Annotated in this window: 26 protein-coding genes; 15 read left to right on the top strand and 11 right to left on the bottom strand. The window is 64.8% G+C overall.

The window, feature by feature from the left end; translation table 11 throughout:
- Nucleotides 1–74 precede the first annotated feature (74 nt).
- Nucleotides 75–824, top strand: a complete 750-nt coding sequence (locus CO669_RS06435) for a vWA domain-containing protein (RefSeq protein WP_097658891.1) — start codon at nucleotides 75–77, stop codon at nucleotides 822–824.
- A gap of 68 nt (nucleotides 825–892) precedes the next feature.
- On the top strand, nucleotides 893–1,618 hold the full coding sequence (locus tag CO669_RS06440) for a DnaJ domain-containing protein (RefSeq protein WP_097658892.1): 726 nt from the start codon (nucleotides 893–895) through the stop codon (nucleotides 1,616–1,618).
- 229 nt (nucleotides 1,619–1,847) lie between these two features.
- Here the strand turns inward: CO669_RS06440 and CO669_RS06445 are convergent, their stop codons facing one another.
- Complete coding sequence (locus CO669_RS06445; RefSeq protein WP_097658893.1) at nucleotides 1,848–3,683, bottom strand: D-alanyl-D-alanine carboxypeptidase; 1,836 nt, start codon at nucleotides 3,681–3,683, stop codon at nucleotides 1,848–1,850.
- A gap of 395 nt (nucleotides 3,684–4,078) precedes the next feature.
- Here CO669_RS06445 and CO669_RS06450 point away from each other — a divergent pair, with 395 nt between their 5' ends.
- Nucleotides 4,079–4,417: a phasin family protein gene (locus tag CO669_RS06450; RefSeq protein ID WP_097658894.1), complete on the top strand. Its 339-nt coding sequence runs from the start codon at nucleotides 4,079–4,081 to the stop codon at nucleotides 4,415–4,417.
- 75 nt (nucleotides 4,418–4,492) lie between these two features.
- On the opposite strand, the gene CO669_RS06455 is transcribed toward CO669_RS06450, so the two are convergent.
- Nucleotides 4,493–5,839 carry a TadE/TadG family type IV pilus assembly protein gene (locus CO669_RS06455; RefSeq protein WP_097658895.1) on the bottom strand — a complete coding sequence of 449 codons (1,347 nt, stop codon included), beginning with the start codon at nucleotides 5,837–5,839 and terminating at the stop codon, nucleotides 4,493–4,495.
- Nucleotides 5,840–6,323: 484 nt separating this feature from the next.
- On the opposite strand from CO669_RS06455, the gene clpS reads away from it, so the two are divergent.
- Nucleotides 6,324–6,656, top strand: coding sequence for an ATP-dependent Clp protease adapter ClpS (clpS, locus tag CO669_RS06460; protein ID WP_026202494.1), 333 nt, complete (start codon nucleotides 6,324–6,326; stop codon nucleotides 6,654–6,656).
- 284 nt (nucleotides 6,657–6,940) lie between these two features.
- Complete coding sequence (clpA, locus tag CO669_RS06465; RefSeq protein ID WP_097658897.1) at nucleotides 6,941–9,346, top strand: ATP-dependent Clp protease ATP-binding subunit ClpA; 2,406 nt, start codon at nucleotides 6,941–6,943, stop codon at nucleotides 9,344–9,346.
- A 73-nt stretch (nucleotides 9,347–9,419) separates the two neighbouring features.
- Here the strand turns inward: clpA and CO669_RS06470 are convergent, their stop codons facing one another.
- The 6 genes from CO669_RS06470 to CO669_RS06490 all read right to left on the bottom strand — a co-directional run bounded on the left by CO669_RS06470 (nucleotide 9,420) and on the right by CO669_RS06490 (nucleotide 14,215).
- Complete coding sequence (locus CO669_RS06470) at nucleotides 9,420–9,872, bottom strand: PEGA domain-containing protein (RefSeq protein WP_097658898.1); 453 nt, start codon at nucleotides 9,870–9,872, stop codon at nucleotides 9,420–9,422.
- 132 nt (nucleotides 9,873–10,004) lie between these two features.
- Nucleotides 10,005–11,426 carry an MFS transporter gene (locus CO669_RS06475; protein ID WP_097658899.1) on the bottom strand — a complete coding sequence of 474 codons (1,422 nt, stop codon included), beginning with the start codon at nucleotides 11,424–11,426 and terminating at the stop codon, nucleotides 10,005–10,007.
- A gap of 133 nt (nucleotides 11,427–11,559) precedes the next feature.
- A complete protein-coding gene (locus CO669_RS35905; RefSeq protein WP_198963868.1) occupies nucleotides 11,560–11,721 on the bottom strand; it encodes a hypothetical protein in 162 nt (53 codons plus the stop codon).
- 66 nt (nucleotides 11,722–11,787) lie between these two features.
- Complete coding sequence (locus CO669_RS06480; protein ID WP_097658900.1) at nucleotides 11,788–12,813, bottom strand: aldo/keto reductase; 1,026 nt, start codon at nucleotides 12,811–12,813, stop codon at nucleotides 11,788–11,790.
- 116 nt (nucleotides 12,814–12,929) lie between these two features.
- The gene (locus CO669_RS06485) at nucleotides 12,930–13,166 is read right to left on the bottom strand and encodes a hypothetical protein (RefSeq protein WP_097658984.1); all 237 of its coding nucleotides are present in this window, start codon (nucleotides 13,164–13,166) and stop codon (nucleotides 12,930–12,932) included.
- Nucleotides 13,167–13,258: 92 nt separating this feature from the next.
- Entirely contained in the window at nucleotides 13,259–14,215 is a 957-nt protein-coding gene (locus CO669_RS06490) for an AraC-like ligand-binding domain-containing protein (protein WP_097658901.1), read from the bottom strand.
- A gap of 196 nt (nucleotides 14,216–14,411) precedes the next feature.
- On the opposite strand from CO669_RS06490, the gene CO669_RS06495 reads away from it, so the two are divergent.
- Nucleotides 14,412–15,428, top strand: coding sequence for a carbon-nitrogen hydrolase family protein (locus CO669_RS06495; protein WP_097658902.1), 1,017 nt, complete (start codon nucleotides 14,412–14,414; stop codon nucleotides 15,426–15,428).
- 28 nt (nucleotides 15,429–15,456) lie between these two features.
- Complete coding sequence (locus CO669_RS06500) at nucleotides 15,457–16,497, top strand: phenylacetaldoxime dehydratase family protein (RefSeq protein WP_097658903.1); 1,041 nt, start codon at nucleotides 15,457–15,459, stop codon at nucleotides 16,495–16,497.
- On the opposite strand, the gene CO669_RS06505 is transcribed toward CO669_RS06500, so the two are convergent.
- The gene (locus CO669_RS06505) at nucleotides 16,487–17,392 is read right to left on the bottom strand and encodes a DoxX-related protein (protein WP_143278623.1); all 906 of its coding nucleotides are present in this window, start codon (nucleotides 17,390–17,392) and stop codon (nucleotides 16,487–16,489) included. The genes CO669_RS06500 and CO669_RS06505 overlap by 11 nt on opposite strands.
- A gap of 254 nt (nucleotides 17,393–17,646) precedes the next feature.
- On the bottom strand, nucleotides 17,647–18,285 hold the full coding sequence (locus tag CO669_RS06510) for an HAD family hydrolase (protein WP_097658905.1): 639 nt from the start codon (nucleotides 18,283–18,285) through the stop codon (nucleotides 17,647–17,649).
- Between the two features lie 302 nt (nucleotides 18,286–18,587).
- Here CO669_RS06510 and CO669_RS06515 point away from each other — a divergent pair, with 302 nt between their 5' ends.
- The 5 genes from CO669_RS06515 to CO669_RS06530 are packed head-to-tail and all read left to right on the top strand — an operon-like array spanning nucleotide 18,588 to nucleotide 22,860.
- Nucleotides 18,588–18,782: a hypothetical protein gene (locus CO669_RS06515; protein ID WP_097658906.1), complete on the top strand. Its 195-nt coding sequence runs from the start codon at nucleotides 18,588–18,590 to the stop codon at nucleotides 18,780–18,782.
- A gap of 55 nt (nucleotides 18,783–18,837) precedes the next feature.
- Nucleotides 18,838–19,014 (top strand): hypothetical protein, encoded by a 177-nt coding sequence (locus CO669_RS35625; RefSeq protein WP_158228740.1) that lies wholly within the window; start codon nucleotides 18,838–18,840, stop codon nucleotides 19,012–19,014.
- Nucleotides 19,011–21,302: a glycosyltransferase family 4 protein gene (locus tag CO669_RS06520; protein ID WP_097658907.1), complete on the top strand. Its 2,292-nt coding sequence runs from the start codon at nucleotides 19,011–19,013 to the stop codon at nucleotides 21,300–21,302. The genes CO669_RS35625 and CO669_RS06520 overlap by 4 nt, the downstream gene beginning before the upstream one ends.
- A gap of 28 nt (nucleotides 21,303–21,330) precedes the next feature.
- Nucleotides 21,331–22,629, top strand: a complete 1,299-nt coding sequence (locus CO669_RS06525; protein WP_097658908.1) for a glycoside hydrolase family 130 protein — start codon at nucleotides 21,331–21,333, stop codon at nucleotides 22,627–22,629.
- Between the two features lie 36 nt (nucleotides 22,630–22,665).
- A complete protein-coding gene (locus tag CO669_RS06530; RefSeq protein ID WP_097658909.1) occupies nucleotides 22,666–22,860 on the top strand; it encodes a hypothetical protein in 195 nt (64 codons plus the stop codon).
- 51 nt (nucleotides 22,861–22,911) lie between these two features.
- On the opposite strand, the gene CO669_RS06535 is transcribed toward CO669_RS06530, so the two are convergent.
- Complete coding sequence (locus CO669_RS06535) at nucleotides 22,912–23,811, bottom strand: TRAP transporter substrate-binding protein (protein WP_245444189.1); 900 nt, start codon at nucleotides 23,809–23,811, stop codon at nucleotides 22,912–22,914.
- A 262-nt stretch (nucleotides 23,812–24,073) separates the two neighbouring features.
- Here CO669_RS06535 and CO669_RS06540 point away from each other — a divergent pair, with 262 nt between their 5' ends.
- From CO669_RS06540 to CO669_RS06550, 3 genes are all read left to right on the top strand, one after another.
- Nucleotides 24,074–25,120 carry a lytic transglycosylase domain-containing protein gene (locus CO669_RS06540; RefSeq protein ID WP_198963869.1) on the top strand — a complete coding sequence of 349 codons (1,047 nt, stop codon included), beginning with the start codon at nucleotides 24,074–24,076 and terminating at the stop codon, nucleotides 25,118–25,120.
- A gap of 237 nt (nucleotides 25,121–25,357) precedes the next feature.
- Complete coding sequence (locus tag CO669_RS06545) at nucleotides 25,358–26,098, top strand: AzlC family ABC transporter permease (RefSeq protein WP_097658911.1); 741 nt, start codon at nucleotides 25,358–25,360, stop codon at nucleotides 26,096–26,098.
- Nucleotides 26,095–26,445, top strand: a complete 351-nt coding sequence (locus CO669_RS06550) for an AzlD domain-containing protein (RefSeq protein WP_097658912.1) — start codon at nucleotides 26,095–26,097, stop codon at nucleotides 26,443–26,445. Before CO669_RS06545 ends, CO669_RS06550 begins: the two co-directional genes overlap by 4 nt.
- Nucleotides 26,446–26,476 lie beyond the last annotated feature (31 nt).

The following is a 26,476-nucleotide window of genomic DNA, read 5'->3' on the forward strand; positions in this document are numbered from 1 at the left end:
CGCCGGCGGGGGCTTTGCGCATTGACCAGGCTGCCCGCGCTGACCACATTAGCCGCTCACGCAAGGGGCAAGTGATGTCGGGCGAACCCATCAAGACGCGCGGCGCCGACGCCGTGACGGCGCAAGCCGGTAGCGCGGTGCCACAGGCGGGAACGTCGACCGCGGACGACATTGCCGCCTTCGTCGCCAAGGCGCGGGCACTGTCACCCCATGCGCCGGGCGCGAAGGGGCGGCTGATCTTCGCGTTGGATGCGACGATGAGCCGGCAGCCGACCTGGGACATGGCCTGCGCGCTGCAGGCCGACATGTTTCGCGAGACCGCCGCGCTCGGCAGCCTCGACATAAGGCTGGTCTATTATCGCGGCTTCAACGAGTGCCGCGCCACGGGGTGGATTTCCGACAGCGCCAAGCTCGCGGCGCTGATGAGCAAGATCGATTGTCGCGGCGGCGATACCCAGATCGGCAAGGTGCTGACGGAGGCGCGGCGCGAAGCGGTCGCATCGGGCGTGCGGGCCGTCGTGTTCGTCGGCGATGCCATGGAGGAGAAGGTCGACGAGCTCTGCGCCAAGGCCGGCGAGCTCGGCATGCTCAAGGTGCCGGTGTTCGTGTTTCAGGAAGGTCATGACGCCGTCGCCGAGCAGGCCTTTCGCGAGATCGCGCGCCTGACCGGCGGTGCCTGGTGCCGGTTCGATCCGGGCGCTGCGGCGCAATTGCGCGAGCTGCTGCGGGCGGCCGCGGCCTATGCCGCCGGCGGCCGCGAGGCGCTGTTGAAATTGGCGAAGACCGCAAGCGGAGCGGCCAGGCTGATCGGTCAAATGAAGTAGCGCCGGACCTCGCAGCTCGCACCGGCCTATGCCATGCATTTTGCCGTGAGGGCGACTATATTCCGGCCATGACCCTGATCGCCGGCGCCGTGGCTGTTATCACGCTTTATCTCCTGCTCCAGATGTTCCGCGCCGCCAATCCGGCGGCGCTGGCGCGCGCCATCAGATTCGGCGGCGGCGTGCTGGCGCTGGCGATCGCAGCCTTCACGGGCTTGCGCGGCGAGCTGGTGGTGGCGATCCCGCTCGGATTCTTCGGGGCCGGGCTGCTGGGCTGGACACCGCTGGCAAATGCCGGCTTCGGCAATATCGGCGGACTGTTCGGCGGCGGTGCAGCGCCCGCGTCAGGACAGACCTCGCGGGTGCGCTCGCAATTCCTGGATATGCGGCTCGACCACGATTCCGGTCAGCTGGGCGGGCAGATCGTGGCCGGGCCACAGGCCGGGCGCGATCTCGGCGAGTTCGATCTTCCGAGCCTGCTGGCCATGGTCCCGACGTTCGACGCCGAGAGCGTGGCCTTACTTGAAAGCTATCTGGACCGCCGGTTTCCCGCTTGGCGACAGCACGCGCAGGGCGATGCGGCAGGGGGGCAGCGCCGCACGGCGGCGAGCGGCAAAATGACGGCGGAGGAGGCCTATCAGATCCTTGGCCTGCAGCCGGGAGCGGGGCGTGACGACATCAGCCGGGCGCACAAGTCCCTGATGAAGAAACTCCATCCCGACCAGGGGGGCTCGAACTATCTCGCTGCCCGGGTAAACGAGGCCAAGGATACTCTGCTTCGCACGCATAACGGCTAACTCCGGCACCACGCTACAAACGCCCGTACCCGCGTGAGCTCCGCTTTGCTCTGTCTGTCGTCGCCCCGATGCCCGCCATTGTCGGCGTGGTCGATCTCTTGCGTAAAAATTTAACCGTAAATTGTTGACGAGAGGTTGTCGCGGAACAGACTTCGCATCATCGCATCGGCGAAACGAAAAAAGCCCGCGCCGAAGGCGCGGGCTTTTGATCGGAGCGATGTGGCGAGGATCAGTTGCGGACGGTGATGCAGGAGATCTCGGCGCGCTTCAGGGTGCGGCAGACCGCTTCGGCCTGGTCGCGCTCGAGGCCGGCGAAGCGAGCGCGGTAGAGCTTGCGATTGTCCTTGGCGACGACTTCGGTGAACGGATCAGCCTTGCTGAGCAGGCCGCGGGCCGAGCTGCGCGCGGCGTCGATGCGCTGCTGGGCTTCGTTCTCGCTCTCGAGTGCCCCGACCTGGACGATCCAGCCGCTGTGGGTGACGACCGGCTTGGTGGTGGCGCTCATCTGGATCGGCGCCGGATCGGCGGAGGCAAGCTTCGGCGCAGCCGGGGCGGGCGCTGCGGCCGTTGCCGCCGGCAGCACGCCGAGAATGCCGTTGCCGGTGCCGAAGCCCGCCGGCTGGCGCGGCAGCTCGCTGCGGGCGATCTCGGCCTTCGGCGCTTCCGGCTGGCTGACAACCTCGGGCTTGTTGATGAGATCGGCGCGGGCGACGACGGCGCCGGAGGTTTCCGCAACGTCGGAACGGGACGGAATGGCATTGGTGACCGGGACCTGGGCGGGAGCGGCGGAGGCGACCTTCACGGCACCGGCCTTGACTTGAACCGTCTTGACCCGGACCGGCTTCATCGGCTCGGACGAGCCGGGGATGATGGAGAGCGGCTGGCTCGAGATCACGCCATTGGTGAGCGGCGCTGGCTCGATCTTGGATTCCGTCTGCCGAGCCTCGGGCTTGCTGGCTTCCGGCTTGATCGGGGCCGGCGGCACCGCGGCCGTGGCGGCAGCCAGCGTCGACAGGCGGGCCGCGAGACGAGACGGGGCTGGTTCGGGGGCAGAAGCCGCAGCCTGGACCGGTGCGGCAGGACGAGCCGGCGGCGTATCCGAGGCGTCGGCAACATCGGTGGCGGTGTCGGCGCCGTTGCGCTCGGTGACCGCGGCAACGGTGTGCGTGGTCGCGCCCTTGTCGAGGTTCTCGGCGAGCAGGTTGCGCATGATGGCATCGCGCGAGCCGCCGCTGCGGCCGCCGAGCACGACGCCGATCAGGTGACGGTTGCCGCGGCGCATCGAGCTGACGAGGTTGAAGCCGGAGGCGCGAGTGTAGCCGGTCTTGATGCCGTCCACGCCTTCCACGCTGCCGAGCAGGTGATTGTGGTTGCGGATCGACTGGCCGCGCCAGTTGAAGGTCGAGGTCGCGAAATAGCGATAGTAGCGCGGGAAGCGCTCCTGGATGGCGCGGCCGAGCGTGGCCTGGTCGCGCGCGGTCGTGACCTGCTCGTCGTTGGGAAGACCGTTGGCGTTGCGATAGACGGTCCGGGACATGCCGAGCGCACGCGCCTTGCGCGTCATCATCTGGGCAAAGTCGTCCTCGTCGCCGGCGATCGCTTCGGCGATCACGACGGCGGCGTCATTGGCGGAGCGCGTGACGAGACCCTTGATCGCGTCCTCGACACGGATGGTCTGGCCGGCACGCAGGTTTAGCTTGGTCGGATCCTGGTCGGCGGCGTGCTGGGACACCGGCATCTCGGTGTCGAGCTTCATCTTGCCGGACTCGAGGCGCTCGAACAGCAGGTAGAGCGTCATGATCTTGGTCAGCGAGGCGGGGTGGCGGATGCCGTCGGGGCTCGTTGCCTGCAGCACCGCGCCGGAATTGCCGTCGACGATGATGGACGCGAATTTCGGGCTTGAGCTGTCGGACACATCGCGCTGCACCCGGTGGTGCGCGTAGTGCCGGCGGTGGCGCCGTGCCTCGGCGGCATCGGTCGTGAAGATGACCGCGGTGGTGACCGTAAGAAGCCCGAAAACGCCAACCCGCGCCAAGCGCGAGGAAGACAAGTTTTTACGAAGCATGGAACCCCGTCCCCGTTTCTCAACTGATCACCGGCTCGTGAGGCGAAATTGTGCCCAATGGACCCGGGATCATTACCTGCTCAGGCTGTCCCTCCGCTGGTGTTCGCCGCGGGGGACGTTCGGCCCGAGCCGCTATTCTGGCTAAGGTGATGTTCTCAAACGGCTTTTGACCGCTTGCGGAAGCTGAACACGTCCAGGGAATCAAGGTAGGGCGCTGCGGTTTCCAAAAGCTTAAGGAACCCTTGCGGGAAACCCCGGAAATCTCCGCGATTTGCGTCCTTTGCCCCTTATTTTGTGCGGCGCACAAGATTCTTGACTTTTTTTGTGCGTTGCACTAATTGGAGGCAGGTCAGGGAGCCGGGGCTTCCCGACGAGCCAGGGAAAAGGATTCCGAAATGTTCAAGGTTGAAGACTTTCAGAACTACGGCAAAGAGCACTTCGAGCAGTACGTCGCCTCCGCGACCTCGGTGCAGCACGGCCTCCAGGCGATCGCCAGCGCCTATGGCGACTACACGAAGAAGTCGTTCGAAGACACCAAGTCCTTCGTCGAGAAGCTTTCCGGCGTGAAGTCGCTGGACAAGGCCATGGAAGCGCAGACCGATTTCGCCCGTTCCGCCTACGAGACCTTCGTTGCGGAATCGCAGAAGATCGCCGGCCTCTACAGCGACCTCGCCAAGCAGGCGTTCAAGCCGGTCGAGACCATCGTGTCGAAGTTCACCCCGGCCGCCCAGTAACGTTTCTTCGACATTCTGGAATCGAAAAGCCCGGCTGAACCAGCCGGGCTTTTTTGTTGGGTTGCTGGCGATCCCTCAGCGCGCCACGCGCAGCTTCGACAGCGAGGTGCCGATGTCCTTGAAAACCGAGACGGTCTGGCTGGCCGACGTGACGAGGTAGAACTTGTCGCTGCTGCTGGCGCAATATTGCAGCACGGTCGAGGTCGGATCGCTGCCGGTGTTCACCTGCACCGTGTAGATCGTGATGTTCTCGGCCTTGGCGTTGTCGCACAGCTTCTTCTGGCGCGCGTCGATCTGCGAGGCGTTGCTGTACCAGCGGTTCTGCGTGTTCAGACCGTCGGAGAGCAGAACGATCGCGTCCTTGTAGGTGTAGTTCGGGTCCTTGGCCGGCGCGTTCATGGGATTGCCGGTCGACAACGTCATCCAGCCCCAGGCGAGGCCGATACCCTGGTTGGTGTTGCCGGTCGGCTTCATGGCATCGATGCGGCCCTTGAGCGAGCTCCAGGCGTAGCTCAGCGGCATGATCGGTTGCAGATAGGACGAGCTGCCGGAGTCGCAGTAGGAATACTGCTCGGCGGGGAAGAGCGTCCCCACATTGCCGCTCGTCGGCGTGGTGTTCTTGATGTCGTAGTCCTGGTCGCGATCGACCACGCAACCGGTCCAGGTGCTGTGGCTGGCCGGCACCCACTTCCACTTGTTGCAGTTCCAGTCGTTACCTGCGGTGCAAGTCCAGCTGCCGTGGGCGGCATCCCAATCGCTGAAATCGACCCAGTCCTTGTTGTAGTTGCTGGCGCCGACGTTGACGTCCTTGGCGAACGGAACGATCGAGATGTAGACGTCGCCATCGGCCTTCGCGAGCGCGCTGAGCTGGTCGACCAGGTTCTTCGCGGCCGTCTGCATCGCCGGCATCTTGCCGTCCTGGGCCATGGAGCCGGTGTTGTCGAGCACCAGGGCCACGCGCATGCGGACATTGCCCCACGCGCTGGTGGACGTGGTGCCGATGCCGAGCGTCGGGAAGCCGGCGATCTTCATGAAGCTGGTGGTGTAGGTGCCGGTGCCGTTGAGCTGGATCGTCGAGCCCATGCTGGTGCTCGGCGTATAGGTGGCGGCGACGCTGACCGAGGGCAGGGTGGCGGTGCCGGTAAACAGCCCGTTGAAATAGGCCTGCGCCTTCGTGCTGATCTGCGACGGGGTGATGGTGCCGGCCGACAGATCCTTCGAGAGCATCAGGGCGGCGGAGTCGAGGGCCGCCTGCATAGACGTGCGGGCCTGGGCGGCGCGGCTGTAGTCCACCGCGGCGCCGATGAAGCCCAGCACCGGGACCAGGGCGATGGCGAAGATCACGGCAATATTGCCTTGCTCGGCCGCCGCGAAGCGGGCAAGCCGTCGACCGATCAGGCTGACAAGCGGCGAGCGAAACATGACGATCCCCCGAGATCCGTGGTTTCGCCCGATTTCGCGCCTTGCCATTGAATGCTTGGTAAATCGCACCGTAGAAGTCCGGGGGATTCCGGACGAAACGTCGCAATCGTGTAAAATCACCGGGTTCCTGGTCAACAAGCCCTGAGCGGAGCAGCATAAGTTTTTGTCAAATCGGTCCGGATTGATTAACGTTGGCAGGATCGACCGGACCGGGAATCGGGTCCGCCCTGTGGCCGCAGCGGCCGGATTTTTGCGCGCTTGCGGCGAGCCGGGGGCAGGCCCATATTGCTGGCGAACAATCCGGCTCGGCCGGATTTGTCGGGAGCGGCGATCCAACAAGGCGGCGCGCCTGCGCCAGGCTCCGAAGGGCGGGGTCGTGCGGCGACCGCCATTCGCTTCCGTGGGGATTTTGAACGCCTGAGCCATGCCGCAATTGACTTCCAGACTCGACCCGTCCGCGCCAGCCGCTGCCTACGCTCCTCGCATGAGCAATGACGAGAACCGTTCGGGCAACCCGTCGGGTCCGAACACTTCGGTCATCACCAAGGTCAAGCCCAAGACCAAGCGGCCGAACCTCTACCGCGTGCTGATCCTGAACGACGACTACACGCCGATGGAATTCGTCGTCCACGTGCTGGAGAAGTTCTTCAACAAGGACATCGAGGCCGCGACCAAGATCATGCTCCACGTCCATCATCATGGCATCGGGGAGTGCGGCGTGTTCACCTACGAGATCGCCGAGACCAAGGTGACGCAGGTGATGGATTTCGCCCGCAAGCACCAGCATCCGCTGCAATGCGTGATGGAAAAGAAGTAATCGCGCGTTCGCGTTCTTTAGAGCGGTTCTGTTCGCGTGGCGTGTGGCAGCAGCGCATGTTGCTGCGTGATCCGGCAAAACATCGGCGCCGGCGTCAATCCTGGCCATATGGGTAGTTCTGCCCAAATCGGAACGGGTTTTGCATCGAAAATACCGCGGGCGTGTCGCCGCCGAGTCGCGGAACCGGTCTTTCGCCGCGGTCTTGTATAACTATATGTGACAAAGGTTGTTGTTGCCTGACCGGGCGATCACGACCATGATGGTGGGGGCCATAGAGGACGCGAATGCCGACTTTTTCTCAAAGCCTTGAACAATCCCTGCATCGTGCGCTGGCGATCGCAAACGAGCGTCATCACCAATACGCGACGCTCGAGCATCTCTTGCTCTCCCTGATCGACGACTCCGATGCAGCCGCCGTCATGCGCGCCTGTAGCGTCGATCTCGACAAGCTCCGCACGAGCCTCGTCAATTACCTTGAAACCGAATTCGAGAATTTGGTGACGGATGGCGCCGACGACGCCAAGCCGACCGCCGGCTTCCAGCGCGTGATCCAGCGCGCGGTGATCCACGTCCAGTCGTCCGGTCGCGAAGAGGTCACCGGCGCCAACGTGCTGATCGCGATCTTCGCCGAGCGCGAGAGCCATGCTGCGTATTTCCTGCAGGAGCAGGACATGACGCGCTACGACGCCGTCAACTATATCAGCCACGGTATCGCCAAGCGGCCGGGTGTCTCCGAGGCGCGCCCCGTTCGCGGCGTCGACGAGGAGACCGAGGCCAAGGGCACCGAGGACGCCAAGAAGAAGGGCGAGGCGCTCGAGACCTATTGCGTCAACCTCAACAAGAAGGCGCGCGACGGCAAGATCGACCCGGTGATCGGGCGCAATTCCGAGATCAACCGTGCGATCCAGGTGCTGTGCCGCCGGCAGAAGAACAACCCGCTGTTCGTCGGCGAAGCCGGCGTCGGCAAGACCGCGATCGCGGAGGGCCTCGCCAAGCGCATCGTCGACAGCGAAGTGCCGGAGGTGCTGGCTGCAGCAACGGTGTTCTCGCTCGACATGGGCACGCTGCTCGCGGGCACGCGCTATCGCGGCGACTTCGAGGAGCGCCTGAAGCAGGTGCTGAAGGAGCTCGAGGCGCATCCCAACGCCATCCTGTTCATCGATGAGATCCACACCGTGATCGGTGCGGGCGCGACGTCGGGCGGGGCGATGGATGCCTCGAACCTGCTCAAGCCGGCGCTTGCCTCGGGCACGATCCGTTGCATGGGCTCGACGACGTACAAGGAATATCGCCAGCACTTCGAGAAGGACCGCGCGCTGGTGCGGCGCTTCCAGAAAATCGACATCAACGAGCCGACGGTCGAAGACGCCATCGCGATCCTCAAGGGCCTCAAGCCCTATTTCGAGGACTATCACCGGCTGAAATACACCAATGAGGCGATCGAGGCTGCGGTGCAGCTCTCCTCGCGCTACATCCACGACCGCAAGCTGCCCGACAAGGCGATCGACGTGATCGACGAGTCCGGTGCGGCGCAGATGCTGGTCGCCGAGAACAAGCGCAAGAAGACCATCGGCATCAAGGAGATCGAGACCACGATCGCTTCGATGGCGCGGATCCCGCCGAAGAGCGTGTCGAAGGACGACGCCGAGGTGCTCAAGCATCTCGAAACGACGCTGAAGCGCACGGTGTTCGGCCAGGACAGGGCAATCGAGTCGCTTGCGGCATCGATCAAGCTGGCGCGTGCCGGCCTGCGCGAGCCGGAAAAGCCGATCGGCTGCTATCTGTTCTCCGGTCCGACCGGCGTCGGCAAGACCGAGGTCGCAAAGCAGCTCGCGGCGTCGCTCGGCGTCGAGCTGCTGCGCTTCGACATGTCCGAATACATGGAGCGGCACACCGTGTCGCGCCTGATCGGCGCGCCTCCCGGTTATGTCGGCTTCGACCAGGGCGGACTGCTCACCGACGGCGTGGACCAGCATCCGCATTGTGTGGTGCTGCTCGACGAAATCGAGAAGGCGCATCCCGACCTCTACAACGTGCTGCTCCAGATCATGGATCACGGCCGGCTCACCGACCACAACGGCAAGCAGGTCAACTTTCGCAACGTGATCCTGATCATGACGACGAATGCGGGCGCTTCGGATCTCGCCAAGCAGGCGTTCGGCTTCACGCGCTCGAAGCGGGAAGGCGACGACCACGAGGCGATCAACCGGCAGTTCGCGCCGGAATTCCGCAACCGTCTCGATGCCATCGTTTCGTTCGGCCATCTCAGCGTCGAGGTGATCGGCACCGTGGTCGAGAAGTTCGTGCTTCAGCTCGAGGCGCAGCTCGGCGATCGCGACGTCACCATCGAGCTGTCCGAGCCGGCCAAGGTCTGGCTGGTTCAGCATGGTTACGACGAGCAGATGGGCGCGCGGCCCATGGCCCGCGTGATCCAGGAGCACATCAAGAAGCCGCTGGCCGACGAGGTGCTGTTCGGCAAGCTCAAGGGCGGCGGTCACGTCCGCGTCGTTCTCGTCAAGGACGAGGCCGACGAGACCAAAGACAAGATCGGCTTCGAATTCGTCGAGGGCCCGGTTACCCCGAAGCAGGAGAAGCTGCCGGGCGCCCGCAAGCGTCCCGGCAAGTCCAAGCCGGGTGGCCCCGGCGGCTCGAAGGGGCCGACCTCCAAGGGGCCGCTGGTCAAGGCTTGATCAGGCGCGCAACATGAATCGAAAGGCCGGCTGAAGAGCCGGCCTTTTTGTCTGTGAGGCCGTGCAGGACCGCTTACGTCCCGGTATCGGGCGGTGGTGCCGCCGGAGCCCGTGGCTTCTTCGGCGCCGCCGGCCGCGCGCGGACCGTCGGCTGCATCGTCACGATGACCGGATTGGGCTTGTGATCGGTGGCTGCGCCGGTCGCGGCATCGACGCCCATGCCGACGACGCCGCCGAGCAGGAGATTGCCGGCGAAGCCGGCGGCCCCTGACGTCGGGATATCCCGGCTGAGCGGCACGATCTGCGGCTCATAGCCTTCCTTCTGGAAGGTGATCGAGATGTCGGCGTTCCGCTTGACCACGACCGAACAGGGCGTCGTGCAGGTGGTCGGAACTTCCATTCCGCTGACGACGGCTTCCACGCCTGAAGGTGTCGATGAGATGCTGATATTTTCAGTCGTGCCGCGCGTGACAGACGCGCAGCCGCCCAGCATGACGCTGAGCGCCGCAATTCCCAATAAACGCATGAAGTGCCCCTAATTCCCCGCGACAATCAAGCGCAACCGGAGCGCGAGGGCAAGAGGTCATTGGTCCGGATAGTTAAGCCACGCAAGGGTTGTGCACGGGAATAGGAGGTACCGGAGGCTGGGGCGGCTCGGTCAGTCGCCGCGCAGGCGCTGATCGTCCTGCACGCGGACGTGCTCGGCACCGCGCGCGCCGGCCGGAGACAGTCGCAGCATGCTCAGGACGGCGCCGCAGAGCGCAAACCCGACGCCGGCAAGGAGCGCGACTCGGGTTCCCTCGGTCGGGTAGAGACCCAGGAACAGTGCCACCAGTGCCGCGCCGGTGGTCTGGCCAAGCAGGCGCGCCGTGCCCAGCATGCCGCTGGCACCGCCGGCGCGCTCGCGCGGGGCGGCTGCGATCATGGTGCGGTTGTTGGGGGTCTGGAACAGGCCGAACCCGGCGCCGGCCAGCGCCATGCGCCAGATCACGTCGAGCGGTGTTGGCACTGCAGGCAGCAGCGCGAGCGCGGCAAGGCCGCAGGCGAACAGCGTGAGCCCGATGCCGCCGAGCAGGCCGGCCGGGTAATGCTCGACCAGCCGACCGGCCAGCGGCGCCGCGAACGCCACCGCGATCGGCCATGGCGTGATCAACAGGCCCATATGCACCGCCGAATAGCCGAAGCGGCTCTGCAGGTAGAAGGGGATCGCGACGAAGGCCAGCATCTGCCCGCAGAACGAGGCGATCGAGGTCGCGATCGACAGCGCGAACACCGGGATGCGCAACAGGTCGACCGGCAGCAGCGGCGAGGTCATGTGCGTCTCGCGATAGATCAGCAGCGCGCCGGCGACGATGGCGATGACGAACTGGATCAGACAGGTGATCGCTGCTTCGCCATGACCGACGCTGTCGACCGCGGCGATTCCGACGCCGAAGGTGATCGCGGACAGCCCCGCGCTCTGCCAGTCGAACGGATGGCTGGCAGGCCTGGTGTGGGGCAGGCTGCGCAAGCCGACCAGCAGCGTCACCGCGCCGAGCGGCACGTTGATGGCGAACAGCCAGGGCCAGCTTCCGACCGCAAGGATGCCTGCGGCGAGCGTCGGGCCGATTGCGGCCGAGAAGGCGACGACGAGCGCGTTGAGCCCGATGCCGCGGCCAAGCTGGCTGCGTGGATAGGTGAAGCGCACCAGCGCCGAATTGACGCTCATGATGCCGGCGGCGCCAAAGCCCTGGATGATGCGCGCGATGGTCAGCAGCGGCAGCGTATGCGCCAGCGCGCAGAAGGCCGAGGCCAGCGTGAACAGCACGAGCCCGACCAGATAGACGCGGCGATAGCCGACGATCTCGCCGAGCGAGGCCAGGGGTAGCAGCGAGATCGTGATGGCGAGCTGGTAGCCATTGACGATCCAGATCGAGAAGGCCGGGCTTGCGTCGAGATCGGCCGCGATCGTCGGCAGCGCGACATTGGCGATGGCGCTGTCGACCACGGCCATGATGATGCCGAGCGCAATGGTCAGCACCGCCTGGTTGCGCTGTGGCTGCGGCAGGCCGTCGGCATGCTCGATGGGGGCGGACGACATGATGGAGGCGCGGTTGATTCGGGCCGTGATTCATCTCCGAATAGGAAATTGCCGGATCGACGGCAACCCGTCAGGATACCGGCAGTTCCCGTATCGGCACGGCAAACATGGCCTGCAAGGGCCTTCCGCAACCCTACCAGCGGGCTGTCGACTTTCCGAAGATGTAGAGTGCGATGAGGCCGAACGTCACCGATGTCGAGGCGATGATGACGGCGCGGTCCCAATCGATCCGCTGCCCCTCGGCGCGGTTGAAGTTGAGAACCACGAACAGGGCCTTCATGGCAAATCGGCGCATCTGCAGCCTCGCGACGGCCGCAGAATGTCACGGCCGGCGCAAGCAGGTTTGATGCAGCTCAAGGGCTCAGACCGCCGGCGGGTTCCTGTCGGTGAAGGTCGTACGTTGGTGCCAGTAGGGATAGGGCAGCGTCACCTTGCTCGCCGCGTCGAGCTTGGCGATCTGGTCTGTGGTCAGCGACCAGCCGACCGCGCCGAGATTTTCACGCAGCTGCGCCTCGTTGCGCGCGCCGATAATCAGCGTCGACACGGTCGGGCGCTGCAGCAGCCAGTTCAGCGCGATCTGCGACACGCTCTTGCCGGTCTCCTTCGCGATCTCGTCGATGGTATCGACGACGCGATAGACGTGCTCGTCGGGCACGGGCGGGCCGAACTCGGCCGTCTTCGGCAGGCGGCTCACCTCGGGCTTCGGCTGGCCCCGGCGGATCTTGCCGGTGAGGCGTCCCCATCCAAGCGGCGACCACACCACCGCGCCAAGCCCCTGGTCGAGGCCGAGCGGCATCAACTCCCATTCGTAGTCGCGCCCGATCAGTGAATAGTAGGTCTGGTTGGCGACGTAGCGCGGGTAGCCGTGCTTGTCGGCAACGCCGAGCGACTTCATGAGGTGCCAGCCCGAGAAATTCGAGACGCCGACATAGCGGATCTTGCCGGCGCGCACGAGCGTGTCGAGGGTCGAGAGCACCTCTTCGGGCGGGGTGAAGGCGTCGAAGCCATGGAGCTGGAACAGGTCGATGTAGTCGGTGCCGAGCCGGCTCAGCGAGGCATCGATCGCCTTGAGCAGATGCTGCCGCGACGAGCCGATGTCGTTGGGGCCGTCGCCGAAGCGGAAGGTCGCCTTGGTCGAGATCAGCACCTTGTCGCGGCGGCCCTTGATGGCCTCGCCGAGCACGCGCTCGGACTCGCCGAGCGAATAGACGTTGGCGGTGTCGAACATCGACACCCCCGCCTCGAGACAGATGTCGAGCAGACGCCGCGCCTCGGTCGCGTCCGTCGTGCCCCAGGCGGCGAGGCGGCCGACGCCGCCGAACGTGCCGGTGCCAAGGCTCAGGGCGGGCACCATGAGGCCTGACCGGCCCAAGCGTCGGAATTCCATCGATATGCTCCCTCGGCTGGCCGCTGAATGATCGTTGCGGCCTTGGTCCCGAGGTTAGCGCAAGCGAGCACCTTGTCCTATCACGCGCTCACATACCGGCCTTGCTCGGGAATGGCCTAATCGTGCCGCAGCATATCGTCGAGCGCGGCATCGACGATGCGCGGGCTGGCGGCCCTTGCCGAGAGTCCCGCCTCGTCGCTTGCGACGGACAAGGGAGCGCAGCCGAGCTCTCGGTTGCGCGCCGGCTGCGGCAGCAGCGTCAAACCCCAGCCCACCACGACCAGCACGGCGAGACGGATCGCGATGACGCTCAGCAACAGCTCCGTTCCGCCGATCGTCGCGTGAGTTCTCATGCGCGCAGCCTGATGCACGCGGCCCGGCAAGACAATCTGGAATTGGCGAGCAGAGCCTTCGCCGCCGACGAAGGCTCGGAGAGATGGCTGCCTCAGTGCCGGAGCTGACTCTGCCGGAAATCGCGGGGCGACATGCCGAATTGCTCGCGGAAGACGCGGCCGAAATGCGAGAGGTCGTTGAAGCCCCAGGCGAAGGCGATCTCGCTGATGTGGCGGCGGGCGAGCACGGGCGAGGCGAGGTCGCGCCGGCATTGGGCCAGGCGCTCGGCAAGGAGGTAGCGCTGGAACGACATCTGCTCGTCGGCGAGAAGGTCGTTCACGTAGCGCGGCGAGATGCCGAGTGCGGCTGCGGTCTCCGATAATGAAAGGTCGGGATCGGCGAGATGAGCGCGGACGTGCGCCTTGAGCCGGTAGATCAGCGCGGAGCGGTGGGTCGAGGACGGCAGCGAGGTCTTGCCGAGCCGTTCGCTCAGCGCCATCGCGAGCAGATCGACGGCCTGCTCCGACAATGCGGCGGCGTTGTCGGGCGCAAGCCGGTCGGCGCTCTGGCAAAGCCGGAAGATGAAATCATAGGCGAGCCGTTCGAGCGGTACGTCGGCGCCGAACGACATCGCGGTCAACGTCTCGGTGCCGCCGAGCCGGCGCTGCAACATCTCGCGCGGCACCTTGAAGATGGACTGCGTGAAGGGATCGTTGAACTTCAGCTCATAGGGTCGCGTGGTGTCGTAAAGCGCGAACTCGCCGGGACGGATCACCGTCTCGCGGCCGTCCTGCACGACGCCGCCGTCACCGCGATGGCCGAGCGCGACCAGAACGAAGTCCTGGTCCGAGCGCGCAATGCGGGAGGGCGTGCGGAAGACGTGCTGACGATCGGAGCAGACCTCGGAGCAGACGGCCTTGCCGAGCGAGGCCTGCGTCACCGACCCGCGAAAGGCGCTGCCGAGATCGGACTTGCAGTCGAGCCCGACGAAGACGTCGCAGACGATATCCTGCCAGAGCGCGAGCCGCCGATAGCCGGGGCTGCCGTCCGTCGTGAACTGGATCGTCATTGGGACAGCCTCCCTTTCACATCCCGCAAAACCGCATGTTGGCGCAGATCCAGCCCGACGGAGGCAAATCCCGTACCGGGCGTCGATCCCTTCCAGTCGAGTTTTCGTTCCGCCGTGGTCGAGCACCCGGCCGCCCGGCTTGGCCAGATAGACTGCATCGGAGATGGCTTCCGATCAACCGGCAAGGGAGGCGGCAATGGGCATCGAACATCCGAAATACAAGGTGGCGGTGGTGCAGGCGGCGCCGGCCTGGCTCGACCTCGACGCCTCGATCGACAAATCGGTCGCGCTGATCCGGGAGGCCGCCGAGAAGGGCGCCAAGCTGATCGCCTTCCCGGAAGCCTTCATCCCCGGCTACCCCTGGCATATCTGGATGGATTCCCCGGCCTGGGCGATTGGCCGCGGCTTCGTGCAGCGCTATTTCGACAATTCGCTATCCTATGACAGTCCGCAGGCCGAACGGCTGCGCGATGCAGTGCGCAAGGCGAAGCTGACGGCGGTGATCGGCCTGTCCGAGCGCGACGGCGGCAGCCTCTATCTGGCGCAATGGCTGATCGGCCCGGATGGCGAGACCATCGCCAAGCGCCGCAAGCTGCGGCCGACCCATGCCGAGCGCACGGTCTATGGCGAAGGCGACGGCAGCGATCTTGCCGTGCATGCGCGCGCCGACATCGGCCGGCTCGGCGCGCTGTGCTGCTGGGAGCATCTGCAGCCGCTGTCGAAATACGCGATGTACGCCCAGAACGAGCAGGTGCACGTCGCGGCCTGGCCGAGCTTCTCGCTTTACGATCCCTTCGCACCGGCGCTTGGCGCCGAGGTCAACAACGCCGCCTCGCGCGTCTATGCGGTGGAGGGCTCCTGCTTCGTGCTCGCACCTTGCGCGACGGTATCGCAAGCCATGATCGACGAACTCTGCGACCGGCCGGACAAGCACGCGCTGCTGCATGCCGGCGGCGGCTTTGCCGCCATCTACGGCCCCGACGGCAGCCAGATCGGCGACAAGCTCGCGCCGGACCAGGAAGGCCTCCTGATTGCCGAGATCGACCTCGGCGCCATCGGCGTCGCCAAGAACGCCGCCGATCCGGCCGGCCATTATTCGCGTCCCGACGTGACGCGGCTGCTGCTCAACAAGAAGCGATATCAACGCGTCGAGCAATTCGCGTTGCCGGTGGACACCGTCGAGCCTACGGACATCGCCGCGGCGGCGAGCTGATCTCCGGGATCGAGAGGAGGGCAAGATCATGGAATCCGCAATTCCTGCGCATCTCGCAACCGCGCGTACGCGGCACAAGCGCGTGCCCGATGATTACCAGCCGCCTTATCCGTCCTTCGTGGCGCGCTACAGGCCCGGCGTGAGACGCGTCGTGATGGCCTATTTCGGCGTGCAATATCGCGGCACGGCGCCGGTGGCCGCAACAGAGGCGCTCGCCGAAATTGCGGAGCGGTTCGCCGCGGCAGGTGGGCCGTCGCATTGGGACCGCGCCCGCTACCTCGACCAGGCCGGCCACGAGACCATCGTCTCGGTTGGCTATTGGGACGATATCGCGCGCTTCGATGCCTGGTTCGAACCGGTGCGCGAGAGCTGGACCGGCAAAGCACGGGAAGGCATCGGCACCTTCATCGAGGTGCTGCGCCCCACCGTGGCGCGGCACGAGACGCTGTTCTCCTCACCCGACCGTGCCGAGGGCGTCGCCGCCATCGCGGGCGGCATGAGCGGCGAGGTGCAGGAGCACGCCTATTGGGGCGGCATGCGCGACCGCATCCCGCTGTCGCAAACCGATCCGATGTCGCCGGGCGGCCATCCCGAGCTGATCCGCGACGGCGCGCGGCTACGGGTGAAGGCGCAGGACAATCTCTGCCTGATCCGATCCGGCCAGGACTGGAGCGATACCGAGGCGTCCGAGCGAAAGCTCTATCTCGACGACGTCGAGCCGGTGCTGCGCGAGGGCATGGACTTTCTGCGCGACGACGGCCTTGCGATCGGCTGCTATGCCAACCGCTACATGCAGGTGCTCCAGGCCGACGGCAGCGTGGGCGAAAAGTCCTACGGGCAGAGCTGGTGGAAAAGTCTGGCCGCGCTGGAGCGCTGGGCGGAGTCGCATCCGACCCACGTGAAGATCTTCGGTGCAGCGATGAAGTATCTCTCGACGCTTGGTCCGTCAGCGAAGCTGCGGCTGTATCATGAGGTCACCGTCGCGGAGGCCGACGAGCAGTTCTTCGAATACCGCGACTGTCATCCGCGAACCGGCATGTTGGCCACGGTCGAGACGCTCAAGGTGTAACCCCTTCGGGTGGGCCAAATTGCCTGGATAGAAAAAGGCGCGTCAGGAGATATCCCTGGATGAGGCCTACGACGAAAAAATAGACGATCAGCGAGAGCGCAAAGGGTTTGCCGACGGGCGCAGCCTGCGTCCCGAGCGATTGCGCAAGGTCGACTGCGAGCCCGTCAATGAATCCGCCGATTTGTCTGAAATTGATCAGTCCAACGCCCACGAGAATCTTCGTCAGCCAGTCGGAGACCTGTTCGATATTGGTGTTTGCGACCAGAGCGGACCTGGACGGGACTGAGGGGTTGACCCTCGGAACTGCGAAGAGAAATCCGACGAGGGCACCAGTCGCGATGCACATCATGGCCCACAAATAAGCCGTGCCTCGGTTTCCCTGCGGGCCGAACGTAATGGCAAGAAAGCCGGCGCAGTTTGACATCAACAAGAGGATAGCTATCAGGAGGATTGCCAGTCCGGCCTGACCAAAGTCTATTGAGGGCCTGCGGGTCGTCGCAGGCGACGTCAGTGATGCCTCGGGATGCATCAGAAGATACACCGAGCAGATTCCGAGAAAGACGTTGTTGGGCACGATGGCGACGCGGAAGCTGGTTTGCAGCAAAGTACCGCCCGCAAAATCGGCATCATGAGCCAGGATCTGATAGACTGCAGGGATATAGGCGATCAGCAGGAACAGCGACACGGCGGCGGCCCACTTCCGGGTCAAGGGCACCAGCACGAGCACGCCGATCGTGACTTCGAGCATGCCGCTGGTGATGCCGACCATCGGCTTGTAGGCGTCCGGGACCCAGTTCGGGATCATCCGGATCGTTTCAGCGGTCATCGAAAAATGCATCGAGCCGAACACGATCCATTCGATCGACAGAACCAGAATGCCGATGCGATCGAACAAGGGCGACCTTCCGGACGCTGCTGTGTGGACTGCCTCCTCGGTCGAATCCGTAACGGACATGGCTGACTTCCGGAACAAAAAATGGTGCGCGGCAATGGAGGTTCAGCAAGCAATCGATGCGTGGAGCTTAGATCGTGCAATCTATACGGGAATTGTAAGGCGAGCAACCGTGCGCATACCTCCAACCAAAAGTCCGTCGCAACGTCAGGCGTGCGTCGTCACGTCGGCCTCGGGAGCGTGCACGCCGGGGCAGCCTAGACGACGCAATGGCCGAGCAATTCGGGATGGGCGGCGCAGATGTGGTGCGCGCCGGCGTCCCTGAGCTCGGCCTCGCTGCCATAGCCATAGAGCACGCCGATCGCGGTCATGCCGTTGGTGCGGGCGCCTACGACGTCGTGGCTGCGGTCGCCGATCATGATCGCGCCGCCGGCATCGACGCTGGTCTCGTCGAGCGCGTAGCGCAGCAGGTCCCGCTTGTCGACGCGCGTGCCGTCGAGCTCGGAACCAAACACGCGCTCGAAATAGGGCTTCAGGCCGAAATGATCGACGATGCGGGTGGCGTAGACCGCGGGCTTGCTGGTCGCGACGAACATGCGCTGGCTGGTCGCGGCGAGCGTCGTCAGGGTGTCGACGATGCCGGCATAGGCCTCGTTCTCGAACAGGCCGATATCGCTGAAGCGCTCGCGATAGAGCAGCAGCGCGCGGTCGGCGAGCTCGTCGGTTCCGGTGAGCTTTTTCAGGCTGGCATGCAGCGGCGGGCCGATGCACCAGGTCAGTTCGTCCTCGCTCGGCACCGCGACGTCCAGCCGCTCCAGCGCGTACTGGATCGAGCGCGTGATCCCCGGCTTCGGGTTGGTGAGCGTGCCGTCGAGATCAAAGAAGATTGTAACCATGCTGGCCGTGCCCGTGTCGATATTGCCGCCGATGGCCTGAACTAAACGAGGCCGAAGGCCAAGGCAACGCCGCCTCGTCGATTCCAGGTACCGTTTTAAAGCTCGCTATTGGCGGGGTGTGGGCGTAGTATCGCGCCATCACCGCCCTTCCCATGGCATCCATCGGTGACTGAGGGTCACTCGCGCTCCCGCCGAACGAGGAGGAGCGAGTATGTCTCGATCTCGACTGACCGGTTCAAGCTTGCCGCCGGTGGTCGCCCCGCCGTTTCCATCGCGCCTGGTGACCGCTGCGGCCTTTCTGAATGGATAGGACGCCACTCCAATATCTGGTGAGCGGGCGCGATCAGAGCGGCTACGTCAGCTTGGCGCGCGCCACGACGGCCGCAGCGCTGAAGAAGGCGAGAGAGCTATTGCAGGAAGGCTATATCGACGTGCGGATATGCACGCCGCAGGGCCGGATTTTGCTGTCTGACGAGTTTGACCAGTTCGAAGCATGAGGAGCGTGAGGCGCCAAATGGCGTCCCCGGATTTGCCGCGAGGAAAGATGACTTCATGAAGATGCTTGTTGTCGCATTGGTGCTTGGCACCTTCCCGCAAGGTGCTGCCGCGAACGAGCCGGACTGCGGCGCGATCGAGAGCACGAGCGGCGGGCTCGCCCGTCACGATGCTGCTTCTCCGCCGACAGCGATAGCTCCGACATCAAGCGAAATCATCGAGGTGCCGACATGACGCCGCTCCGCCGTATCGCCATCATAGGCAACTCGCTGCCTCGCCGGTGCGGAATTGCGACCTATACGACCGACCTGAAGAACGCGATATCGATTTCACGCCAGGATCTCGAGACGTGCATCGTGGCAATGACCGATCGCGGTCAAGCCTATGATTATCCTCCAGCGGTCGCGTTTCAAATCAAGGATGGCGATATCGAGGATTACATCCGGGCCGCGGATTTCCTCAATGCCGGCCGGTTCGACACCGTGTGTCTGCAGCACGAGTTCGGGATTTTCGGTGGTGAAGCCGGGGCCCATATCCTCGTGTTGTTGTCTCGCCTTGCCATGCCGGTGGTGACGACGTTCCATACCGTGCTGGCCGATCCGACACCTGCGCAACGGACGGTCCTCGAGCGCGTCGTTGAGGCGTCGTCGAAGGTCGTGGTGATGGCCAACAAGGGCCGCGAACTGCTGCGCGAGGTCTACCTCGTGCCCGACGACAAGATCGAGGTCATCGCCCACGGCATTCCCGATGTCGCCTTCGTCGCGCCCGATGCAGCGAAAGCCAAGCTTGGATTCGAGCAGAAATCGGTCATCCTGACTTTCGGCCTGTTGTCACCGAACAAGGGCATCGAGATCATGATCGACGCCATGCCGTCGATTCTGAAGCGCTGCAAGAATGCGGTGTACGTCGTGCTCGGCGCAACACATCCCAACCTGGTCCGCAACCAGGGCGAGGCCTATCGAGAGAGCCTGATGGCTCGGGTGCGGGAACTCGGAATTGACGACCACGTGGTGTTCTTCGACCGGTTCGCCGATCTGGCGACGCTGCTCGAATTCATCTCGATGTGCGACGTCTATGTAACGCCCTATCTCAACGAGGCTCAGATGACCTCGGGAACCCTGGCCTACAGCTTCGGACTGGGGAAGCCGGTCGTCTCGACGCCTTACTGGCATGCCCGCGAGCTGCTTGCCGATGGGTACGGCGTCCTGGTGCCTTTCAGCGACGCCACGGCGATCGGCAACGAGATCGCAGACTTGCTGACCGACGACGCCCGCCGGCAGGCGATGTCCCGGCGCGCCTATGCGGCGAGCCGGACGATGACATGGGAGCGGGTGGCCGAGCGCTACGTGTCCGTCTTCGAGAATGCGCGGCACGGTCATCGGTCGAAGGTTCTCGCGCGCTCCGAGGTGATCTCGTCGGAGCCTCGTAGTCCCGCGCCGCCCGATATGCAGATCGGCCATTTCCTGTCGATGTGCGACGATGTCGGCCTGTTCCAGCACGCGGTACATTCGGTACCGGATCGCGCGCACGGTTATTGCGTCGACGACAATGCTAGAGCACTGCTGCTGGCCTGCGTCCTCAATGGTCCAGGCGAACAGCCGCTGTCGGAGGTCTTGACGAGCCGGTTTGCAGCCTTCGTGCAGCACGCATGGAACCCCGACACAAAGCAATTTCGCAACTTCATGGGCTTCAATCGAACCTGGCTTGAAGACAGAGGGTCCGAAGACAGTCACGGGCGGACGTTATGGGCTTTGGGCGAGGCTGCACGCAGAGACGCGAGCCCGGCCCGGCGCCTGTGGGCCGCTGCCTTGTTCGCCAAGGCATTGTCGATCGCGGCGAGCTTTCGTTCGCCCCGCGCGTGGGCGTTCATGTTGCTGGGCCTGGACGCCTATTGCGCGGTAACTCCGGACGATCTCCATGCCAGGGAAATTCGGCATTCCCTTGCCGACAAGTTGATGGCCTGTCTGGCGTCGGTCGAGACGCCGGATTGGGTGTGGTTCGAGGACGGGCTGGCCTATGACAACGCGCGACTGCCGCAGGCGCTGATGCTCACGGGCATGGCGACGCAGGCGCCTCAATATCTCGATGCCGGGTTGAGGTCTCTGCGCTGGCTCATGACGCAACAGACGACAGCGGCAGGGCATTTCCGACCGGTCGGCACCGCCGGCTTCGGCGAGCGGCGGCAACATCCCCGTGCCTTCGATCAGCAGCCCGTGGAGGCTACGGCAACGATCGCTGCCTGCCTCACCGCCTGGCGCGCCGAGGGCGATGCCGAATGGAAGGCCATGGCAACGCGGGCCTTCGCCTGGTTCCTGGGCAGCAACGATCTCTCGGTGGCGCTGGTCGATCCGCTCACCGGCAGTTGCCGGGATGGCTTGCACCCCGATCGCGCCAACGAAAACCGCGGGGGCGAGTCCGTGGTTTGCTATCTCCTCGGACTTGCGGAGATGCGCCAGCTTGCGCGCGTCAATCCGGGCCTGACGCGGCCTACGGCGTTGCGCGCCGTGAGCGCCCGAACCTGATTTTCTCATTCAGCGAGGCCGGGATCCCGTGTCACACGTGTCTTTCCTGAACCGGCAGGGGCTTTATCTGCGCCCCGATCCAGCGCGAGTGATCGTGCGGCCATTCAAGCCGGCAACCGAACCCCGCGACCTGAATCCGACCGACAAGATGCGTGCAAATCACATCGTCGACCGGGTTCTTGCGCTCAGTCCGGAAGCAGTTGCGGATCAGCTCGCGGATGTCCTGGACAATTTCCAGGGGCGACATCGTAACCTCCTGGAGCGGTTCGAGGCCCGCGCGGATGAAATGGAGGATGCTTTCGCGACGCACGGCCTCTTCTCGAAGACGCAGCGTCAGCTGATCGGCGCCTATTTTCTCAGTGAGTATTCGTTCGAAGCCTCCGCCTTGTTCAACCCCAGCATCGTCCCGCATCCCGATCAATCGGGAGTGTCGAAGGGAGGCGTGCGCTTCATAATCAGTCTCCGGGCCATCGGCGAGGGCCATGTGTCGTCACTGACGTTTCGAACCGGAACGATTGCGGCTGACGGACGCCTGGCCGTCGATCCGACGGCGCGCCTTGCCTCGGTTCCCCGCATCAGCCATCGCGCATCCGGGCCGGACGGCGATCGTGTGGAACTGATGTTCGCTCCGGAAGAGGACCTCAGCGAGCGGGTCATCTTTCCCGTGACCGCTTCCCAATCCAACGGCATCGAGGATGCGCGCTTTGTCAAATTCAGCGACGGCGGTCGAGACACCTACTATGCGACCTATACGGCCTATAGCGGACGGGCGATCCGGTCCGAGTTGATCGAGACCAGCGACTTCGTGTCGTTTCAAATGACGCCTTTGCGAGGCGTCGCCGCAAGCAACAAGGGCATGGCGCTGTTCCCCCGCAAGATCGGCGGCAGCTATGCCATGATCGCGCGACAGGACAACGAGAACCTGTATCTGGTCTATTCGGACGACCTCTACACATGGGAGGGCGGCCGGGTTCTCCTGAAACCGCAGTTTCCATGGGAGTTCGTCCAGATCGGCAATTGTGGAGCGCCCATCGAACTGGACGAAGGTTGGCTGCTGCTGACGCACGGTGTCGGGCCGGTCCGGAAATACTCGATCGGAGCGGCGCTGCTCGACAAGCGCGACCCGTCCAGGGTGCTGGCACGTTCGGCGGAGCCGCTGTTGCGGCCTGAACCGTCTGAGCGCGAAGGGTATGTCCCCAACGTCGTCTATACCTGCGGCGCGATGAGGCATAATGACCAGATCATCCTGCCATATGCCGTGTCGGACACCTTCTCCAGTTTTGCAACGATGAGGATTTCGGAGCTCATCGAGGCGATGCGCCGCTGAGCGCGGCTTTCTCGGACGTTGACGTCAGGAGCACAGATGAACGAGCGACTTGAAACATTGAAGAAGGCCCGCGATCGCATGATCGAGGACAGAGACACCCATGCGAAGGTGCTGGCCGCTCCCTTCGATCGTGACAACGCCGAGCGCGCACGGAACAAATTTGTCGAGCTCCAGACGTTGATTGATGCCCTGGACCGCGCAATCAGGGCAGAACATCCCGGCTCGGCATAAGGCCGATAGGTGCGAAAGGCGGCCCCCTTTGCAGGACCGCCGCGGCTCGTTCTATTGCTGTCTCGCCCACGCGACGATCGCGGCGGCCTCCGCGCCGGCCTGTGTCTCCCACGCGATGATCGCGGGCGTCGCCGCTTTCCGGAGCGCGGCGACCAGGGAGGCCGGCGCCGGTTCGACGATGCGTACGCCGTTGTCGCGCATGCGCGCGTAATTCTCGGTGGTGCGATGGGCCAATAGCGCGAACTGGCTTTGCTCGGTCTCGGCGGCGGCGGCCAGCACCTCGCGCTGCATCGGCTCGGGCAGTTCGGCAAAAGCGTCGTTGCGGACGAAAGCGATCGAGACCGGCATCGCGTAGTTGACGGCGGTGAAGTGCGGCAGGAAGTCCCAGAGCTTGCGTCCCGCGCCGCCGTCGCCGGAGGTGAGGAATGCGTTCAGCCGATGCTCCTTCAATCCGGCGAGCGCGGCGTCCATCGGCAGGAACTGCGCATTGGCGCCGGCCGCGCGCATGACCTCGCTCGAATTGGAATCATAGGCCCGCAAATTCAGTTTCGGCAGGTCGTCGGCACCTTCCAGCGCACGTTCCGACCAAAGCCCCGTGGCGGGCCAGATCGTCAGATAAAGCAGCTTGAGGCCGCGCGCCGCCAGTGCCTTCTCGTAGAGCGGGCGCGCCCGCGAATTGATGGCGCGGGCGAGTTCGGCCGATTGCACGAGGAAGGGCAGGGTGGACAATCCGAGTACCGGATCGACGCCGGAGAGCGCGCCCGCGAAGGCATCGCCGCCGACGATCCGGCCATCGAGCGCGGCGCGCGGCATCTCGCCCGAATTGATCTTGAGGCTGTTGTCGAAGGCGTTCGCCACGGTCACGAAACCGTTTGTGTGCGCCGCCACGCGACCGGCGAAGGTGGTGAGGCCGATCCCGGAGATGTTATTCTCAGGGTATTCCGTGGTCATCCGCCAAGTGACTTGAGAAGTGACCTGTGACGTGACTTGAGACGGGACGCGCGGGGTCTCCTCCGCGGCGGCTGGCGCGAGGCTCAGCGCGAGCGCGACAAAGGCGAAGATGACGCGGATCCGTTTGGCGGGGTGACGCATTGGGAGAGACAGGTCAGGCAGCATATTGGCAACTCATCGAACCATGGCAGGATGCCATAACTGGGCAGGTCACCTTGTTGCACGCCGCACCGGCGCGCGCCACATCCGTGCCTGCCCATGGTTGAGGCGGATTGCATTGCCTGTGATCGCCGCGCTGCTCGTTTCGACGACGCTGGCGCCGGCGGCGGATGACCCGCCCGCAAAGCCCGACGCCGCGGTGCCGAGCGCCGAGGAGCCCGCAAAGCCACCGGAGAAGTCCCAGGAAAAATCCCAGGAAAAATCTCGAGAAAACTCCCAAGAAAACTCCCAAGAGAAATCCAAAGAAAACTCTCAGGAGAAATCCCCCGCCGCGCGCGAGAGCGATACGCGGGAGTCGATCTGCCTGATCGTCGAGGCCGCCGCGCGCGATGCCAATCTGCCGCTGGAATTCTTCGCCCGGGTGATCTGGCAGGAAAGCCGCTTCCAGGCTGACGCGGTCGGCCCCACGACACGCAGCGGCGAGCATGCGCAGGGGATCGCGCAGTTCATGCCGGGCACGGCGAGCGAGCGCGGACTGCTCGACCCGTTCAATCCGGTACAGGCGCTGCCGAAATCGGCGGAGTTCTTGAACGAGCTGCGCCATCAGTTCGGCAATCTCGGCCTTGCCGCGGCCGCCTACAATGCCGGCCCGCGGCGCGTGCAGGAATGGCTCGCCGGCACCGGCGGAATGCCCGAGCAGACCCGCAACTACGTCTACGCCATCACGGGCACGAGCGTCGATGCCTGGGCCAAGGCAGGAGCGACCGGCAAGGGCCCGCCGAGCTCGCCGCCGACGAGCTGCCGCGATCTGATGGCGCTGCTCAAGCGCGCGCCGAATGCCTTCGTCGCCGAGCTCGAGCAGCATGTCGAGCTGGCGGCTGCAAAGGCCTGGGGCGTGCAGCTCGCCGCCGGCTTCGACCGCAACAAGGCGCTGGCGATGTACTCCCGCGCGGTGACGCGGCTCAGCACCGCAATCGGTGAGCGCGATCCGAGCCTGATCAGCTCGGTGATGCGCAGCCGCGGCACGCGCGCGTTCTACCAGGTGCGTATCGGTGCGGATACGCGGGGCGAGGCGGATGATCTCTGCAACCGGATCCGGAAAGCGGGCGGGGCCTGCTTCGTGCTGAAAAACCGGGGTGTGGCGGGGTAGGGGCGCGTCTCTCTCTCTCCTCGTCATTCCGGGGCGCGCCCGCTTGGGCGCGAGCCCGGAATCCATCGTGCAGCGATCTCTGTGGCCTGATGGATTCCGGGTTCGGCTCTTCGAGCCGCCCCGGAATGACGGCGGTGGGGGCGTCACGCATGCCAGCCCCGCCGCGCGCTTCCTTGACGCGAGCCGCCGCATTGCCCGTTATGCAGCCACGATTCCGTAACTCCGACCAGCACTCCCGTGGCGCTTCCCCCGCTCGATTCACCGCAATGGAATAGCTCTTGGCTTGCCTTCGGCTGGGGCTTGCGCTCGATCACGCAGACGATCCTCACGCTCGTCCTGTTCGCGACCTATCTCGGCATCGGCGCGCTGGCCCATGACACCCATTTCAGCCTGCTCTGGGCGTTGTGCTCGACACTGTTCGTCTGGGCCGGCCCGGCGCAGATCATCCTGATCACCACGCTCGGCTCGGGCGCCACCATCATCCAGTCGGCGATTGCGGTCACCGTCAGCGCCATCAGGCTGTTTCCGATGGTGGTCTCGGTGCTGCCCTTGATGCGGACGCCGACCACCAGGCGGCGCGAGCTGTTCTTCGCCGCGCATCTTACAGCCGTGACGCTGTGGGTCGAATGCCATCGCTTCCTGCCGCAAGTGCCGCGCGAGCGGCGCATCGCCTTCGTCAACGGGCTCGGCTTCGGCCTCGTCTCGGTGTGCCTCACCGCCAACACGGTCGGCTATTTCCTCGCCGCCAACCTGACGCAGACGCTTGGTGCCGCGATCCTGATGCTGACGCCGCTGTCGTTCCTGTTCTCGACCGCGCGCAACAGCCGCGAGGCCGCCGACGTGGTCGCGCTGGCGCTCGGCGTCTTGCTCTATCCGCTGGCGGCAAAGATGAACTCCGGGCTCGACATCCTGGTCAGCGGGCTCGTGGCCGGCACGATCGCCTATGGCGTGCATTGGTGGCGGGAGGTGCGCGCATGAGCTACGCGCAGCTCATCGGCGACTGGCAGGCGCTCGTCGTGCTGTTCGTCGCCGGCGTCGTTCCCAACCAGATCTGGCGCATGCTGGGCCTGTGGTTCGGCGGCGGCATCGACGAAGGCTCCGAACTGCTGGTCTGGGTGCGGGCGGTCGCGACCGCGATCCTCGCCGGCGTCATCGCCCAGATCGTGGTCCAGCCGCCGGGCGCGCTCGCCAGCGTGCCTGATGCCTTGCGCTACGGCGCGGTGGCCGCCGGCCTCGTCGTGTTCCTGCTGACCCACCGCTCGATTTTTGCGGGCGTCGTGACCGGTGAAGTCTTCATGCTGGCCGGCAAGTGGTGGTTGGGTTAAAACCGCCGGCGAACAGCCAAGGAACAGGACA

The sequence above is a fragment of the Bradyrhizobium sp. Y36 genome (assembly GCF_002531575.1).
Lineage (GTDB): Bacteria > Pseudomonadota > Alphaproteobacteria > Rhizobiales > Xanthobacteraceae > Bradyrhizobium.